We start from the raw sequence: 15,872 nt of genomic DNA, 5'->3' as shown, positions 1-15,872 counted from the left end.
CCACGACTTGTCCTTTGTAAATATAATTATTATTCTTCGTCGTTTTGTAAAGTATCCTCCTTAGAATCTTTGGTTTCTTCTGTATCGGTGGATGTTGATGCTATTGCATCAGTATTTTCCGCTTCAGCATTTAGTTCAGATTCTTCGTCTTCTACATCTTTATCCATTGTTACCTTGGCTACGGCAGCAATTTCATCATTTGCTTTAAGATTAATCAATTTCACCCCTTGCGTATTTCTTCCCATTATTCTAAGGGCATCTAAGCCCATTCTAATGGCCACTCCAGATTTATTGATAATCATTAGACCATCTTCATCAGTTACAGATTGTATAGCGATAAGGTCACCTGTTTTTTCGGTAATGTTGAGTGTAATCACGCCTTTTCCACCTCTGTTGGTAATTCTATAATCTTCTACAGCGGTACGTTTACCATATCCTCTCTCAGAAACAACCAATACAGATTCTTTTTCCATATCATTGACAACAATCATACCAATTACTTCATCTCCATCAGAAAGGTCTACTCCACGCACTCCGATAGAAGTTCTGCCCACGGCTCTTACTTTTTCTTCTGGGAAACGGATACACTTACCACCTCTGGTAGCGATCATAATTTCAGAGTTACCCGTTGTTAATTTTGCTTCTAACAATTGGTCATCTTCTCTGATTTCGATGGCATTGATACCATTAACTCTTGGTCTAGAATATTGTTCAAGAGAAGTTTTCTTGATAATACCTTTTTTAGTTACCATCACCAGATACATAGAATTTACGTACTCTGCATCTTTAAGGTCATTGGTTCTAATATAAGCTCTGATTTTATCATCAGGTTCGATATTGATTAAATTCTGAACTGCTCTACCTTTAGCCGTTTTAGAACCTTCAGGGATTTCGAAAACTCTCAACCAATAACATTTACCTTTTTCTGTAAAGAACATCATGTATTGATGGTTGGTTGCAGAAACGATGTACTCTAAGAAATCTTCGTCTCTGGTAGTTGCCGCTCTATTGCCTACTCCACCTCTACTTTGTATTTTGTATTCAGAAAGAGGTGTTCTTTTGATATAACCTGCGTGTGAAATGGTAAGAACTACTTTTTCATTCGGGATAAGGTCTTCTATCGACATTTCGCCACCAGAATAATCTATTTCTGAACGTCTTTCATCTCCGTATTTCGCTTTAATCTCTAGAAGTTCGTCTTTTATGATTTGGTATCTTCTAGGTTCATTAGAAAGGATATCTTCTAAATCTTTGATGAGAGCCATTATTTCTTCGTATTCAGCACGGATTTTATCTAGTTCCATTCCGGTAAGACGTGCTAGTCTTAGGTCTAGAATGGCTTGAGCTTGGATTTCAGAAAGTTCGAATTCTGCAATTAAGCCTTCTTTCGCTTCCTGAGGATTGGCAGAATGACGGATGATGGCAATTGCTTTATCCAAAGATTCTTGAGAACCAATCACCTTCATAAAGCCTTCTAAGATATGTGCTCTTTCTTGTGCTTTTCTTAGTTCGTACTGAGTTCTTCTTACAATTACTTCGTGTCTGTGGTCTACGAAATGATGGATGATATCCTTCAAGTTCAATTGCTCTGGTCTACCTTTTACCAATGCAATATTATTAACAGAGAAAGAAGTTTGAAGCGAAGTATATTTATATAATAAATTAAGAACTACATTTGGGATGGCGTCATTTTTCAATTCGTAAACAACTCGAAGTCCGTTTCTATCAGATTCATCACGAATTTCATAAATTCCAGGTATTTTATCATCTTTCACCAATTCTGCAGTTCTGGCAATCATCTCTGCTTTATTGACTTGGTAAGGAATTTCAGTAACAATGATGGCATTTCTATTGTGTACTTCTTCGAAACTTACTTTGGCTCTTAACACAATTCTACCTCTACCTGTATGGAAGGCATCTCTCACCCCGTCATAACCATAGATAATACCACCTGTTGGGAAATCTGGAGCAATGATGTGTTTCATTAGCTCATCAATTGTAATTTCTCTGTTGTCTATATAAGCACAAATAGCATCTATAGATTCAGACAAATTATGTGGCGCCATGTTGGTTGCCATACCTACTGCAATACCAGAAGTACCATTTACTAATAAATTAGGGATTTTAGTAGGTAAAACTTTTGGTTCGGTAAGGGAATCGTCAAAGTTATTTTGAAAATCTACTGTTTCTTTATCTAAATCAGAAAGAATTTCGTCTGAAATTTTCTTTAGTCTGGCTTCGGTATAACGCATTGCAGCAGGTGGATCACCATCCATAGACCCGAAGTTCCCTTGTCCGTCAACCTGAGGATAACGTAAACTCCATGGTTGTGCCATTCTTACCATAGCATCATAAACTGAAGAGTCACCGTGAGGATGGTATTTACCTAAAACATCCCCAACAATTCTCGCAGATTTCAAGTATTTTCTGTTAGAAAAAACGCCTAAACCATACATACCATACAAAACTCTTCTGTGTACAGGTTTGAGGCCGTCTCTTACATCTGGTAACGCTCTAGACACAATTACCGACATAGAATAATCTATGTAAGACGTTTTCATTTCATCAACAATGTTGATAGGAATAAGTCTTTCTCCTTCTTTATGCATATTTTATTTTTTAATTAAATGGAAATCAACCGATTAAACATGACAATTGACTTCTTAATTTTTCATTTTCAAATAACGCACGAATATACGAAAAATACCCGAAAATCTCCCAAGTTTTCCCTGAAATTATTATCCACAAATATGATTTTTTTCAAGTTTTTTTAATCATCAATAAAAGATGATTTTTCATTTCTGAAAATGGAATTATTTTTAGAAAATTGAATTAATTCTACTTTCTGAAAACAAAATAAACCGCTAGAATGAGGCACACAAAAGCTGCTAGATGATTCCATTTAAAACTTTCTGTTTTAAAAAATAGAATGGCAAAAACAGTGAATACGGTGAGTGTAATGACCTCTTGAATAATTTTTAATTGAAACAAAGAGAAAGGGCCTCCATTTTCCTTAAACCCAATTCTATTGGCAGGAACCTGGAAAATATATTCAAACAATGCAAACCCCCAACTAATTAAGATTACAGACCAAAGTACAGATTTCTTCATCCAGCCCCATTCTTGAAATTTGAGATGACCATACCAAGCAAAAGTCATAAAAACATTTGAAATTAATAAAAGTAGTATCGTGAAAAAACCTTTAGTCATTTTTAAGTATTTTTGTAAAATAATTTTCAAAAATAAGAAAAATGAGCATTCTAAGCATCACCTTTCACACGGTAGAAAGCCAGATAGAAAACTGGAATCAATATGTAGACACAGAATTAGCCTTAATGATAGAGAATCTATACGATGTAGAAAAATATATTTTGTCGGAGGTAAAGTCTGAAATGCTAACCGAAGGAAAAAACACCAATTTACTTTTGATTTTCGAGAATGACCAAAAAAGAAAAGAATTCACCGAGACAGAATTGTTGAATATTTCTGAAAGAATAGCTGCTAGATTCGGTGAGACGGTGATGATTTTTATTACAGAATTAAACACAAAAAAATCCAGATTGTAACATCTGGATTTTCTATAATAAATAATTAGTATTTTATTTTCTACTTGATAAAATTCTCAAAATATACCAAAACAATAGCATGATTGAAGCAAATAATTGCAAAGAAGCTCCTACATACTGATTAGGTGTGTAAACATCTTTTAATTTTTGGGTTTCATATAATATACTAGCAGAGGCTAAAATCACCATTCCCAAAGAGAACCATAGCCCAAGATTAAATCCAAAAATTGCAGCAACAACAATTAAACCTAAAGCTAAAAAACCACCAATAACAATTACATTTTTCAAGAAAGAAAAATCTCTATTGCTGAAAAAAGCTAGAGCGGTTAATCCCGCAAATAACATCCCTGTCATAATAGCAGCCTGCTTCAGCACTTCTATTCCGTTAGTATAGACAATAGCCATATAAATTAATGGTAAGAAAATCACCGCTTCTAAAACTATATAAAATAACAGTCCTAGATATTGAACATTTTTACTCTGAGAAAGCGTCCATTTATTAGCCAATGTAGAACCTAACCAAAACAGTCCTAAAATAAACAACCATGAGATTCTGTTAGAAACCATCGCAATGATATAATCCTCTGGGATGTTAAATAATAATAGATACTCTAGTCCGGCAAATGCTAAGATTGCTAAGCCAACGTGTAAATAAGTTTTTTTGTAAAATTCTGCTTTTTCAATCTCTGAAGATTGAGAAACTAATGTACTTTGAAATTCCATAGATTTTTGTTTTTATTGATTAAAAAGCTAAAATTAAATCTTTTTTTGAGATTGGCAAAATTTTAAAACAATTCTACAGACCAAGACACAGATTTTGCTGTATTGGGTTCTAGCATTTGAATTCCCTCTTTTTCGGTTAAATTTCCTGATGTGGATGCATTATCTGCAATGCCCAACCAAGGTTCTATGCAAATAAAAGGCGCATCTTTTTTGGTCCAAATTCCTAAATACGGAAATTCTGGAAACTCCACTTTCATAACAGGTTTGTTATTTTTTGCTAAGGTTAAAGATTTTGTGGCAAAATTCTTAAAAACCAAGGCATCATTCTCAAAAAGATGATATTGTAAAGACAAACTATTTCCTTCAAGTTTAACGATTTCGGTTTTACCAGAAAATAAATCTTGACTCAATTGATAAGTTTCCAAATCTTTTTCTTCATCAAAAATCAAAGAATATTCCTCGAAATTGCCATCTATTGCAAATGCAGGATGCGCACCTATAGAATAATACATTTTCTCTGAAGAATGATTGATGACCTCATACTTCACTATCAATGTATTGTTTTCTAATACATAAGAAATTTTCAATTCAAAATCAAACGGATAAACCTTATTAGTTTCTTCTGAACTTTTCAAAGAAAACACCACAGAATTTTCTGATTTTTCTGCGACTTCAAACTCAAAATCTCTAGCAAAACCATGTCGAGGAAGCTGATACAACTTATCTTCAAATTGATATTCTCCATTTTTCAAAGCCCCAACTATCGGAAAAAGTATGGGTGAAGTTTTATTCCAAAATTCGGAATTTACTTCCCAGATATAATTTTTACCTTCTTTTTGAAGTGAACTTAGCTCTGCGCCTTTGGTTTTGATAACCGCTTTTGCATTTTGATTTTGAATGGTGATTTCCATGATTAATGATTGATTTTAGATAACTTCTAGAAACTTCATGGTATCTACATTGTCTGCGTAAGTGTCTAGACTAGGATTTTGCGCTTCTCCGAAATGAATAGAATTTGTGATTTCTAGTTCTGCCTTCGCCACGATACACTGAATATTGGTTTCGTTTTCATCAAGAAAAGACTTCACTTGTTCTATACTTTCGTATCTGCTAAAATTCAAAACTGAAAGCGGAGAAAACAAGGCTTCATCTTCTTTTAACATCACAAAATTATTATCCCAAAACAATTCTCTATTTAAAAGATAAATTGCTCTATTGTAATCATAATTGTTAGCATATTTGTGGTGATTAATAATATCTTTAAAGTGAATAAAATTCTCAAAAAGTCTGCTTAATTCAAAATCTTTCGGAATAAAAAGTCGGGTTACATTTCTACAACCCAAGCCAAAATACCTGAAAATATCTTCTGCTAATAGTTGCAATTCTTCATTGGTTTCATCACCTTTTATCACCGCTACAGAAGTTCTGTTTTTTCTGATTATAGAAAGAGAATCCTTAAAGTAATACTCTAAGTAACGTGCCGTATTATTGCTTCCAGTGGCAATTACCGCATCAAATTCTGTCAATTTTTCTACCATTTGATATTCTAAATTCCATTCAGAAAATTCTCCCCATTTATTGAGTAAGAAAGGTAAAATGAGTTTGTCTTTAGACGAGAGTTTGATTATTGGAATATGATTGCTAAGCATTACACAAATCACGTCGTGAAAACCAACCAATGGTATGTTTCCTGCCAAAATGAGTCCTACTCTTTTGGAATGGTGAGATATTTTGTAATTAGCTAACCAATTTTTTATATTTTCTTCTTTTAAAATATCCGCCCAGTTTTTAAAGCAAAATCTTTGATTCTCTTGTGTGAACCAAGGGTTTTCTACTTCACTTCTCTTCATCAGAGCAAAGAGTTCGGCTTCGTCTTGAGAATAATCTTCGGTAGGTTTTTCTAAAAAATGATGAAGAAATTTCCCCAACTTGCTTAGCCCCTGTATTTTAAAATCTTGCTTCATTAGATGCTTTATTTTTTGATTGATTGATTAAAATTTATAAAAAATACCTAAAAAAAGATAAGTTTTACCACCGAAATCTTTTCTCGGTAAGTTGAAAATTACTAATTTTGTGCAAATTTAAAAAAAACGTAGCAATGGCTATTATAATAACAGACGAATGTATCAATTGCGGTGCTTGTGAACCAGAATGTCCAAATAACGCAATCTATGAAGGAGCAGTAGATTGGAAAGCTTCTGAAGGAACCTCTTTAAAGGGAACCGTTACCCTAAAATCTGGATTAACGATAGATGCTAATGCAGCTCAAAAACCTGTGAGTGATGATGTTTACTACATTGTTCCAGATAAATGTACAGAGTGCAAAGGCTTTCATGAAGAGCCTCAGTGTGCTGCGGTGTGCCCAGTAGATTGCTGTGTACCAGACGATGACCACGTAGAAACGGATACGGAATTACTAAGTAAAAAGGCATTTTTACACGGCGAATAAACCCCAAAACCCCGTTCTAAGAGCGGGTTTTTTTAATGATAAATCAGAAAAATAGAATTTAGAAAATATGAAGAAACACAATTTCAGTGCTGGACCAAGCATTTTACCACAAGAAGTTTTTGAGAAGGCATCACAGGCCGTATTAGATTTTAACGGAATGGGATTATCTATTCTAGAAATCTCGCATAGAAGCAAAGAATTTATTGCGGTAATGGAAGAAGCCAGAGCTTTGGTAAAGAAACTGATGAAATTAGGAGATGACTACGAAGTACTTTTCTTACAAGGTGGTGCAAGTTTACAGTTTGTAATGGCACCGTTCAATCTAATGAAAGAAGGCGGAAAAGCAGCGTATTTAGATTCTGGAAGTTGGGCAGCCGCCGCCATAAAAGAAGGAAAAAAATTCGGTACGGTAGATGTAGTTGGCTCTTCTAAAGAAGAAAAATATTCTTTCATCCCAAAAGATTACACTGTAGGTACTGAATACGATTTTTTCCACTGCACTTCTAACAATACCATCTATGGAACCCAGATGAAGGATTTCCCAAAAACGGAAGTTCCTATTGTTTGCGATATGAGTTCTGATATTTTTTCTAGAGAAATAGATTTTTCACAATTTGGAATTATCTATGCCGGTGCACAGAAAAATATGGGCCCTTCTGGTGCTACTCTAGTGGTTGTAAAAAAAGATATTTTAGGAAAAACAGGTAGAAATATCCCTTCTTATTTAGATTATTCTCTTCATATTTCTAAAGATTCTATGTTTAATACTCCGCCAGTATTTGCTGTTTATTGTTCATTATTAACCTTACAATGGATAGAAAACAATGGTGGAATAAGCGCAGCTGAAGCTAGAAATAATGCTAAAGCAAAATTGCTTTATGATGAAATAGACAGCAATCCACTTTTCGAATGTTTTTCTGTACCAGAAGATAGAAGTACCATGAATGTTTCTTTTTATCTAACAGACGAGTCTAAAAAAGAAGCATTTGATGCTGCTTGGAAAGCTGCTGGAATAAGCGGATTAAATGGACACAGAAGCCTTGGCGGTTATAGAGCAAGTATTTATAATGCAATGCCTATAGAAAGCGTACAAGTTTTGGTAGATGTAATGAAATCTCTGTAAATAAGTTATTGAGATTTGGTGTTCATTGAAAAATTAATACCAAATCTCAACTACTAGACCCAATTTTCTTAGTTTTATGAAAGTTTTAGCAAATGACGGAATTTCAAGCTCTGGCGAAACGCTTTTAAAAGAAGCTGGTCACGAAATTCTAGAGCATAGAGTCTCACAAGAACACCTTATCCGATTCATCAATGAAAATCAAGTTGACGTTTTATTGGTAAAGAACGCTACCTCTATTGATGGTGAAGTGATAGACTCTTGCAAAAACTTAAAAATCATAGGAAAATCTGGTATAGACATGAATAATGTAGCAGTAGATTATGCAATAGAAAAAGGTCTATATGTAATTTCTACTCCACATTCATATTCTAGAGCGGCAGCAGAATTGGTTTTTGCTCATTTTTTTTCATTGGCTAGATTTTTACATGATGCCAACAGAATGATGCCTCTGGAAGGAGATACCAAATTCAATTTGTTAAAAAAATCTTATCAAAATTCTACAGAACTTTTCGGTAAAACTTTAGGCGTAATTGGTAGTGGAAATCATGCTGCAGAAGTCATTAAAATAGGCATTTCACTAGGGATGAATGTCTTAACTTATAATGAAATTTCAAAGACAGAAAAAGTAACTTTGGATTTTTTTGATGGTCAAAAACTTGTTTTTGAGTTAAAATCTGTTAAATTTGAAGAAATTTTAGAAAAATCAGACTTTATAAGTGTCATTAATACCGAAAAATCGGGGTACCTTATAGATTTTGAAGAATTTGAGATTATGAAAGAAGGGGCTTACTTTGTCAACTTAGCCAAAGGTGCTGTAAATGAGGTTACATTAGTAGATTATTTAGAAAACAAAAAACTGGCTGGTGCCGCATTAGACGTTTTCGAATATGAGCCCAAACCAGATATACAGGTACTGATGCATCCTTCTTTATCATTATCCCCAAATTTAGCTTCTGTAACCATAGACGCATTAGAAAAAACAGGTATAGAATTAGCCGAACAAATTATAAAAATAAGTAGAGAATATTATGCCCACATTTAAACCATTTCGAGGAGTAAGACCTCATAATGATTTTATTGATAAATTTCCTACCCATCCTATAGAAAATTTTTCTCAGGATGAAATCAATAAAAAAGCTGCAGAAGACTCGTCTTACATTCAAATGTTAAAGCCCTATCTGTGTAGCAAATCAAAAGATGTAGATAGAAATTTGCGCAAAGTAAGAACCAATTTCGAGGAAATGCTTGCTGAAAATAAATTGGTTCAGGATTCATCCAGTTATTATCTTTATGAGCAGATTATGCCTAATAAAACCATTTTTAGAGGACTATTAGGATTGATAAGTATTGATGATTTTTTAGATGGTAAAATCAAAAGACACGAAACTGCGCTTAAAAATAAATATGAGAAATTTACTCATTACTTAGAAAAAGTTCATCTACATGCAGAACCTCTACTTCTTACCTACCAATCTAGTCCGAAAGTGGAACTTCTAATGAATCACGAAGAAAAAAATGTTCCCATTATTAATTATACTGACGAAAGAGGAATCAGGCATAAAGTCTGGAGAATTGACAACAGATTAAAACTTCAGCAGTTCAAAGAAGTGCTAGATCAAATTGATACATTTTATTTGGCTGATGGCAATCATAGAATAGATTCTTCTGCAAAATATGCTCAGAAACTAAAAGAAAAAAACAAAAGACATAATGGCAATGAACCATACAATTTTGTTTTGAGTTATTTGGTTTCTAATCAATCTATCAAAATTCATGATTACAACAGGCTGGTGAAAGACCTTAATGGGTTATCGGAAGAAGAATTTTTAGCAAAGATTTCAGAAAATTTCTTAATCCACGAAAAGAATGATAGACCATACTACCCTTCTCAGAAATATCACATTTCTATGTATATGGGTGGTAAATTTTATTCGCTGCACGTAAAACACGAGCTTCGTAATCTAGATATGGGACTAGACAGCATAGACCATCAATTGTTATTCAAATATATTCTGAGTCCTATTCTAGGAATAGAAAACAACAATGAAGAAAATGAGCGATTGAGTTTTTTAAGAGGTAGTTCTAGTGTAGAGGGAATTTTAAAATTAAAAGAGAAAATAGATTCTGGAGAGTTTTCAGTTGGTTTCGGATTACATCCGGTTGGTTTTAATGACATCACTAAGTTGACCAGCCAAAACCTTCAAATGCCTCCAAAGTGTACTTACATTGAGCCCAAATTGGTCACTGCGCTCCTTATGTATGATATGGATTAAGAATCTATTTAAATTTTAGCTTGCATTAAAAATTCTTTGGGAGAAGTTTCAAAATTTAACTATTTTAGTACTCCCAAAAGAAAATTTGATATGAAGAAACTAATGTATTTACTTCCGCTCTTTTTGGGCGGATTTTTTTATGCCCAAAATTTTAAAGAAGATTCTACCCAATTTAGAAAAATTTCAGACGAGATACTAACCAAAGGAAAAGGATACGAAGACCTAAGAGAACTTACCAAAAATATAGGAAACAGACTTTCAGGTAGTGCCAATTATGAAAAAGCCACCCAATGGGCGTTGCAAAAACTGAAAGATGCAGGTGCAGATAAAGTTTGGCTACAACCTGTAATGGTAAATGTGTGGACGCGTGGTAAAGAATCTCTACAAGTGAAAATAGGAAACGGAAAATGGCAAAATATCAAAATGCTTTCTTTAGGAAATTCCGAAGGTACCCAAGGAAAAGACTTGAAAGGTCATCTAATTTTGGTAAAAAGTATAGAAGATTTTCAGAAACTTCCTGCTGAAGTGATTAAAGATAAAATTGTATTTTTTAATTATCCTTTCAAGCAAGAGTTTATTGTAACTGGTCAAGCTTATGGTGATGCGGGCAAATATAGGAGAATTACCGCTTCAGAAGTGGCTAAAAAAGGAGGAAAAGCAGTGATTATCCGTTCATTGACTTCTAATTTTGATGATGTTCCTCACACTGGAAGCCTTAAATATGAAGACGGAATTGCTAAAATTCCTGCAGTTGCCATTGGAGCTGAAACAGCAGAGGAATTAGAAAAAGCATTGCTCAAAAGACAACTCGTAGAAGTTGTTCTGAACTCTAATTGTGGCATGAACGGTCAAAAACTTACCCATTCTGTAATTGGAGAAATCACAGGAAATAAAGACAACAGCGTAATCGTAGTTGGTGGCCATCTAGATTCTTGGGATGTGGGTGAAGGTGCACATGACGATGGAGCTGGGATTGTACAAAGTATAGAAGTCCTCAGAAGTTTTAAAAATTTGAATATCAAAAACAATCATACCATTAGAGTGGTATGTTTTGCCAATGAAGAAAATGGTTTAAGCGGAGGTAGAACTTACTTAGAAAATGTAAAAAAATCTGGCGAGCCCCATCTTTTTGCTTTAGAAAGTGACAGTGGAGGCTTCACGCCGAGAGGATTTTCTGTAGGAATGAATGCCGAAAAAGCCCAATCTATGAAATCTTGGGAAAAACTTTTTAATCCTTATGGAATTTATGAATTTACAGGGAATTATGGTGGTGCAGACATTACCCCTTTAAGAGAGCTGAACGTACCTGTTTCTAATTTTTCTACAGATTCTCAGAGATATTTTGACATCCATCACACCCCAGAAGATACTTTCGAAAAAGTAAACAGACGAGAATTGCTTCTAGGAGCTGCGGTAATGACACAATTAATTTATATGGTTGACCAGAATTGGTAAAGTGAGTTTAGAAGTCAGAAGTTGGAAGACAAAATTATTTATATTAGGTTAATTTTAAAAGAAAGATAAAGTGAAAAAACCTCCATTTTATAAGAGTTTGCTCTACTCCATCAAAGGTGTTTTTTGGATGTTAAAATCTGAAAGAAACTTTCAGTTGGAGGTTTTTGCCCTGCTTATTAATTTATTTTTAATCGTTTATTTTAAATTAAATTCTACAGATGCTTCACTTATTCTCTTGGTTTGTTTTTTGGTTTTAATTGCCGAAACTTTGAATACAGCCATCGAAAAAATTTGTGATTTTGTAGAGCCTAATTTCAATAAAAACATAGGTTTGATAAAAGATATCGCTGCCGGAGCTGTAATTTTATCTACTTTACTTTCTATTATTGTTGGAATATTAGTTTACAGCAAATATTTTTTTTAGGTTAAGGTTGAGGTTTAGAAATAAAGATTCATTATCATCACTTTTTGTTTTACACTCATTAATTATTTAAAATGCAATCTCCAATTAAATTATATCAACAAGCTTTTGCAGGTTTGCCCAAAAATATTTGGTTGCTTTCTTTGGTGATGCTCATCAACCGAAGCGGAACCATGGTGCTTGCATTTCTTACCTTATATTGTACACAATATCTACATCAAACGCCTAAGCTAGCAGGTTTGGCAATTGCAGTTTATGGTCTAGGTTCTATTTTGGGTGCTTATTTTGGTGGCAGATTGAGTGATAAATTTGGTTATCATTTTGTACAAGTTTCGGCATTAATAGGTGGTGGAGTTTTCTTTATTTTAGCACCATTTGCGCAAAATTTTTATCTTTTTTTGGTGGTAATTTTTCTTTTGGCAGCTGTAAATGAGAGTTTCCGTCCTGCCAATACCGCAGCCATTGCGGCTAATTCTACTCCAGAAATTAGAACCCGTTCATTTGCATTATTAAGATTAGCGATGAATCTTGGTTGGAGCATTGGTACTTTTTTGGGTGGAATTTTGTCTCATTATGATTATAAACTTCTGTTTTATGTTGACGGTTGTACCAGTATTTTTGCGGGATTGATAATGCTTAATTTAAAATTTAAAACTACAGAAATTCACAAAAATCATTCAGAAGAAGCCAAAGAAGAAGTTTCTCCGCTCAAAAATCGACCGTTTATTTATTTTATATTAGGAACGCTACTCTACACTTTTTGTTTCTTTCAATTGTTTACCAACGTACCTTTGTTTTATAAAGTGGGTTTGAAACTTGACGAACAAATTATAGGAATTGTAATGTCATTAAACGGACTTTTGATTGTTATGATAGAAATGGTTTTGGTGAATGCTATTGACCATAAGTATAGTAAAAAAATCATCATCGTAACTGGAACTTTGTTGATGGTTTTGTTCTATTTCTTGAATAGCGGAATGAACCTGATGAATGCTTTTCTCATTGCTTTTGGTGGAATGCTCATCATTACCTTTGGCGAAATTCTTTCTTTACCATTTATGAATTCTTATTACCTAAAATTTGCAGGAAAAACCAACACAGGAAAATACGCTTCTATCTATATGATGACTTGGAGTATCGGACAAATTCTCGCAGGTTACATCGGTGGAATGATTATCAATTCTTTTGGGTTTCCTCCGCTTTGGTTGGTATGTACGGGACTTTCTTTGCTTTGTGCTTTTATTTATTTTAAAGTTATCAAATAATATCATTTTTGATTTGTTCTATTGCAGCCCGACCTGAGTGGAGCTCTTTTTGTAAATAGCTTGGAAAATGCATTGGCAATTTTACAAAAAAGCGGTAACGGAGGGCGGAAAAGCTGCCATAATAAAAACGCTCCAGAATTTCTGAAGCGTATCATTTTGTTATTTGAATGTAAGGCTTAAGGTGAGGTTATTTCCTGATAAACCATCACTCCTTTTATAATGACTGTATCTGAAATCTACATCGTGAAAAACACCCCAATCCTGAGGTACAAAATGTAAATTTAATCCTACATTTTGGCTGTTAAATTTAGACAAATCATAATCTGATGAATAAAAATCTAGACCAGTAGGCGTGGTAGCATATTCATTGAAATACTTGATTCCTGTTTGTGTATGATATCTAAAAAACGGACTTAGACTAAAGTTAGGGGAAAACTTAACAGGAACTTCTAAACTCGCAGTATGTGCGGTCATTCCCCAATCATCCCAATAATACCTATAGTATGTTCTAAAGATAAAATTGTCTCCTAAAAAATAATTAGCTCTTAATCCTACAGGAATTTTAAGTCTCTTATCTGGTAATTTTTCGTTAGAAACAGTATAATTGTCAAAATAAACTCTATTATAAGGAGTAGAGAGCAAACCTTGTTGATAAGCTACATCACCCAACAATGAAATTTGCAACCTTTGATTGATAACCTGAGAATAAGCCATATTAACACTGTAAGAGTTTTTGCTTCTCCAATCTCCATAGCTCATCGTATTTCTCAATTCATAAGGAATAATGTATTGCCTTTGATCAAAAAAAGCCATAGCCTTTATACTAAATTCTCTGTTATTATCTTGCGAGGCTTTTACAAAAGAAACCTCTCCACCCCATGAATTATAATCAAATTCATATGAATAATAAGCACCTAAACCAAATGTGGTGTTTTTTTCTAGATTTTTAACCTTCCAATTCAGTGAAGGATTAAATCTCCATCCAAATAAATTAGAAGCAGAACTTTCTGCATGTGTTTCATTATTATTAGAACCTGAAGCTTTTGATAGGGCAATTCTTTTGGTTTTAATGCCATTAGGAATAGTAGTAGCACCTTCAGGAGATTTGTCTATGTAAGCAGTAGAAGCAGAAGTATGATGTTCTGCGGTTAGGTTTACACCAAAACTATGTTCTAATTTTCCTGATTTTTTAATTAATCTAATATCTAAAGCATTGTGAAAATCTTCTATTTTTTCGCTTCCGTTACCTCCCATTATTGCAGAATGCGTACCAGTCTGATCATAGTACCCCGAAATAAAATTGATCTCATCAATCTTTAATGGTCTTACTTCATATAAACTATCTGTATTTTTTTGGGAGAAAGCCAACGAAAAAACCAAAGCAGCAATGCTGGTTGTAATCTTTTTCATATTTCGATTTTTAGATTTTAATTACAACCGCAGCCACCTCCATTTTTACCTCCATTAGCGCCAGAAGCACCTTCTCTGTATAGTAAAAAATTATTTTCTGTTTTCTCTACTTTCCTAGAAGATAGTTGCATTTCACTATCATTAATATAATTTTTTTGATAAGATTTTACCGATGTACAACTGGTAAAAAAGATGGGAATGGTAAATGCACCCATCATTATTAAAATGTTTTTCTTCATATCTGTTTAATTTTTAAATATGTTTTTAATGTAAATTAATTTGATTAGATGTGTAGACGTTATTATCATCATCTATAATGATACATTCGATACCTTTAATTTGGTTAATCATTGCAAGCCCTGCTCTTATCCCCATAATAGTAACAGGTGTGGCAAATGCATCAGAGATTTCTGCATTGGGAGAAATAATGGTAACACTTTTTATTCCAGAAATTGGATAACCCGTTTTTGGATCTATAGTATGAGAATATTTTTTGCCCTCTATTATTACAAATTTTTCATAATTTCCAGAAGTTGCAACCGCTAAATCTGTAATTTCCATAGTTGAAAAAGTTTGATGAGCTACATCTGGATTTGCAATTCCTATGGTCCATTTTTCTACTTCTTTTGGTTTTCCGAAAGCTGTAAGATCTCCAGAAGCATTTACAATTCCAGCTTTTACACCATTAGAAATCAGGATTTTTTTTGCACATTCGGCTGCATAGCCTTTACCTATTCCGCCAAAGCCAATTCTCATGCCTTTTTCTTTTAAAAAAACAGTGAATTTATTTTCGTCTAGAACAATATTTTTATAATTAATGAGTTTCACTAATTCTTTAGCAGTTTCTCTATCTGGCAAAGTCTTCATTTGAGTATCAAAATTCCAGAAACGTTTATCAATAGAACCGTAAGTAATATCAAAAGCACCTTGTGTAATTTCAGAAATTTTAATGCTTCGTTGGATGAGTCTAAAGGTTTCTTCACTTACTGTAACCGGTTTTATACCAGCGTTATTATTAACTAAATTAGTCTCAGAATGTTCTTTGTAGGTAGAGAGTTTTTCTTCTATCCTTTTGATTTCTTTAACCGCTAGGTTCAAAAAATAATCTGCTTCCTGATTAGAATTTGCTTCAACGGTAATTTCGAAGCGATTTCCCATTAATTTATCAATTCTCTTCTTTAGCATGA

Annotated in this window: 16 protein-coding genes; 8 read left to right on the top strand and 8 right to left on the bottom strand. The window is 33.5% G+C overall.

Annotated features, from left to right (window positions below; translation table 11 throughout):
• Nucleotides 1-29: 29 nt before the first annotated feature.
• Complete coding sequence (gene gyrA / locus IEW40_RS01510) at nucleotides 30-2,609, bottom strand: DNA gyrase subunit A (protein ID WP_188616310.1); 2,580 nt, start codon at nucleotides 2,607-2,609, stop codon at nucleotides 30-32.
• Nucleotides 2,610-2,838: 229 nt separating this feature from the next.
• Nucleotides 2,839-3,210 (bottom strand): DMT family protein, encoded by a 372-nt coding sequence (locus IEW40_RS01505; protein WP_188616309.1) that lies wholly within the window; start codon nucleotides 3,208-3,210, stop codon nucleotides 2,839-2,841.
• Between the two features lie 41 nt (nucleotides 3,211-3,251).
• On the opposite strand from IEW40_RS01505, the gene IEW40_RS01500 reads away from it, so the two are divergent.
• Nucleotides 3,252-3,566 (top strand): DUF4286 family protein, encoded by a 315-nt coding sequence (locus tag IEW40_RS01500; protein WP_188616308.1) that lies wholly within the window; start codon nucleotides 3,252-3,254, stop codon nucleotides 3,564-3,566.
• A gap of 33 nt (nucleotides 3,567-3,599) precedes the next feature.
• Here the strand turns inward: IEW40_RS01500 and IEW40_RS01495 are convergent, their stop codons facing one another.
• The 3 genes from IEW40_RS01495 to IEW40_RS01485 all read right to left on the bottom strand — a co-directional run bounded on the left by IEW40_RS01495 (nucleotide 3,600) and on the right by IEW40_RS01485 (nucleotide 6,253).
• Nucleotides 3,600-4,289: a Bax inhibitor-1/YccA family protein gene (locus IEW40_RS01495; RefSeq protein ID WP_188616307.1), complete on the bottom strand. Its 690-nt coding sequence runs from the start codon at nucleotides 4,287-4,289 to the stop codon at nucleotides 3,600-3,602.
• Between the two features lie 62 nt (nucleotides 4,290-4,351).
• Complete coding sequence (locus IEW40_RS01490; RefSeq protein ID WP_188616306.1) at nucleotides 4,352-5,200, bottom strand: aldose 1-epimerase family protein; 849 nt, start codon at nucleotides 5,198-5,200, stop codon at nucleotides 4,352-4,354.
• Between the two features lie 15 nt (nucleotides 5,201-5,215).
• The gene (locus tag IEW40_RS01485; RefSeq protein ID WP_188616305.1) at nucleotides 5,216-6,253 is read right to left on the bottom strand and encodes an acyl-CoA reductase; all 1,038 of its coding nucleotides are present in this window, start codon (nucleotides 6,251-6,253) and stop codon (nucleotides 5,216-5,218) included.
• 134 nt (nucleotides 6,254-6,387) lie between these two features.
• Between IEW40_RS01485 and IEW40_RS01480 the strand changes: the two genes are divergently transcribed.
• From IEW40_RS01480 to IEW40_RS01450, 7 genes are all read left to right on the top strand, one after another.
• On the top strand, nucleotides 6,388-6,738 hold the full coding sequence (locus tag IEW40_RS01480) for a 4Fe-4S dicluster domain-containing protein (protein ID WP_188616304.1): 351 nt from the start codon (nucleotides 6,388-6,390) through the stop codon (nucleotides 6,736-6,738).
• Nucleotides 6,739-6,805: 67 nt separating this feature from the next.
• Nucleotides 6,806-7,861, top strand: coding sequence for a 3-phosphoserine/phosphohydroxythreonine transaminase (serC, locus tag IEW40_RS01475; protein ID WP_188616303.1), 1,056 nt, complete (start codon nucleotides 6,806-6,808; stop codon nucleotides 7,859-7,861).
• 76 nt (nucleotides 7,862-7,937) lie between these two features.
• Entirely contained in the window at nucleotides 7,938-8,903 is a 966-nt protein-coding gene (locus tag IEW40_RS01470) for an NAD(P)-dependent oxidoreductase (protein ID WP_188616302.1), read from the top strand.
• The gene (locus tag IEW40_RS01465; RefSeq protein ID WP_188616301.1) at nucleotides 8,890-10,134 is read left to right on the top strand and encodes a DUF1015 domain-containing protein; all 1,245 of its coding nucleotides are present in this window, start codon (nucleotides 8,890-8,892) and stop codon (nucleotides 10,132-10,134) included. Before IEW40_RS01470 ends, IEW40_RS01465 begins: the two co-directional genes overlap by 14 nt.
• A 90-nt stretch (nucleotides 10,135-10,224) precedes the next feature.
• Complete coding sequence (locus tag IEW40_RS01460) at nucleotides 10,225-11,589, top strand: M20/M25/M40 family metallo-hydrolase (RefSeq protein ID WP_188616300.1); 1,365 nt, start codon at nucleotides 10,225-10,227, stop codon at nucleotides 11,587-11,589.
• Nucleotides 11,590-11,659: 70 nt separating this feature from the next.
• Nucleotides 11,660-12,013 carry a diacylglycerol kinase family protein gene (locus tag IEW40_RS01455; protein ID WP_188616299.1) on the top strand — a complete coding sequence of 118 codons (354 nt, stop codon included), beginning with the start codon at nucleotides 11,660-11,662 and terminating at the stop codon, nucleotides 12,011-12,013.
• A 71-nt stretch (nucleotides 12,014-12,084) separates the two neighbouring features.
• A complete protein-coding gene (locus IEW40_RS01450; RefSeq protein WP_188616298.1) occupies nucleotides 12,085-13,275 on the top strand; it encodes an MFS transporter in 1,191 nt (396 codons plus the stop codon).
• A gap of 159 nt (nucleotides 13,276-13,434) precedes the next feature.
• Here the strand turns inward: IEW40_RS01450 and IEW40_RS01445 are convergent, their stop codons facing one another.
• From IEW40_RS01445 to IEW40_RS01435, 3 genes are read right to left on the bottom strand one after another with little or no spacing between them, the layout of a single operon-like run.
• Nucleotides 13,435-14,685 carry a DUF3570 domain-containing protein gene (locus IEW40_RS01445; RefSeq protein WP_188616297.1) on the bottom strand — a complete coding sequence of 417 codons (1,251 nt, stop codon included), beginning with the start codon at nucleotides 14,683-14,685 and terminating at the stop codon, nucleotides 13,435-13,437.
• Nucleotides 14,686-14,702: 17 nt separating this feature from the next.
• Entirely contained in the window at nucleotides 14,703-14,924 is a 222-nt protein-coding gene (locus tag IEW40_RS01440; RefSeq protein ID WP_188616296.1) for a DUF4266 domain-containing protein, read from the bottom strand.
• A gap of 25 nt (nucleotides 14,925-14,949) precedes the next feature.
• Nucleotides 14,950-15,870 carry an FAD:protein FMN transferase gene (locus IEW40_RS01435; protein WP_188616295.1) on the bottom strand — a complete coding sequence of 307 codons (921 nt, stop codon included), beginning with the start codon at nucleotides 15,868-15,870 and terminating at the stop codon, nucleotides 14,950-14,952.
• Between the last annotated feature and the right edge of the window lie 2 nt (nucleotides 15,871-15,872).

Source organism: Cloacibacterium rupense (genome assembly GCF_014645495.1).
GTDB classification, from domain to species: domain Bacteria; phylum Bacteroidota; class Bacteroidia; order Flavobacteriales; family Weeksellaceae; genus Cloacibacterium; species Cloacibacterium rupense.
This window is presented reverse-complemented; position numbering and strand designations above follow the sequence as displayed.

What these genes read in the sequence shown, in the direction of transcription:
- gyrA (WP_188616310.1), bottom strand. Translation starts at nt 2,609, where the DNA reads ATGCATAAAGAAGGAGAAAGACTTATTCCTATCAACATTGTTGATGAA.
- IEW40_RS01505 (WP_188616309.1), bottom strand. Translation starts at nt 3,210, where the DNA reads ATGACTAAAGGTTTTTTCACGATACTACTTTTATTAATTTCAAATGTT.
- IEW40_RS01500 (WP_188616308.1), top strand. Translation starts at nt 3,252, where the DNA reads ATGAGCATTCTAAGCATCACCTTTCACACGGTAGAAAGCCAGATAGAA.
- IEW40_RS01495 (WP_188616307.1), bottom strand. Translation starts at nt 4,289, where the DNA reads ATGGAATTTCAAAGTACATTAGTTTCTCAATCTTCAGAGATTGAAAAA.
- IEW40_RS01490 (WP_188616306.1), bottom strand. Translation starts at nt 5,200, where the DNA reads ATGGAAATCACCATTCAAAATCAAAATGCAAAAGCGGTTATCAAAACC.
- IEW40_RS01485 (WP_188616305.1), bottom strand. Translation starts at nt 6,253, where the DNA reads ATGAAGCAAGATTTTAAAATACAGGGGCTAAGCAAGTTGGGGAAATTT.
- IEW40_RS01480 (WP_188616304.1), top strand. Translation starts at nt 6,388, where the DNA reads ATGGCTATTATAATAACAGACGAATGTATCAATTGCGGTGCTTGTGAA.
- serC (WP_188616303.1), top strand. Translation starts at nt 6,806, where the DNA reads ATGAAGAAACACAATTTCAGTGCTGGACCAAGCATTTTACCACAAGAA.
- IEW40_RS01470 (WP_188616302.1), top strand. Translation starts at nt 7,938, where the DNA reads ATGAAAGTTTTAGCAAATGACGGAATTTCAAGCTCTGGCGAAACGCTT.
- IEW40_RS01465 (WP_188616301.1), top strand. Translation starts at nt 8,890, where the DNA reads ATGCCCACATTTAAACCATTTCGAGGAGTAAGACCTCATAATGATTTT.
- IEW40_RS01460 (WP_188616300.1), top strand. Translation starts at nt 10,225, where the DNA reads ATGAAGAAACTAATGTATTTACTTCCGCTCTTTTTGGGCGGATTTTTT.
- IEW40_RS01450 (WP_188616298.1), top strand. Translation starts at nt 12,085, where the DNA reads ATGCAATCTCCAATTAAATTATATCAACAAGCTTTTGCAGGTTTGCCC.
- IEW40_RS01445 (WP_188616297.1), bottom strand. Translation starts at nt 14,685, where the DNA reads ATGAAAAAGATTACAACCAGCATTGCTGCTTTGGTTTTTTCGTTGGCT.
- IEW40_RS01440 (WP_188616296.1), bottom strand. Translation starts at nt 14,924, where the DNA reads ATGAAGAAAAACATTTTAATAATGATGGGTGCATTTACCATTCCCATC.
- IEW40_RS01435 (WP_188616295.1), bottom strand. Translation starts at nt 15,870, where the DNA reads ATGCTAAAGAAGAGAATTGATAAATTAATGGGAAATCGCTTCGAAATT.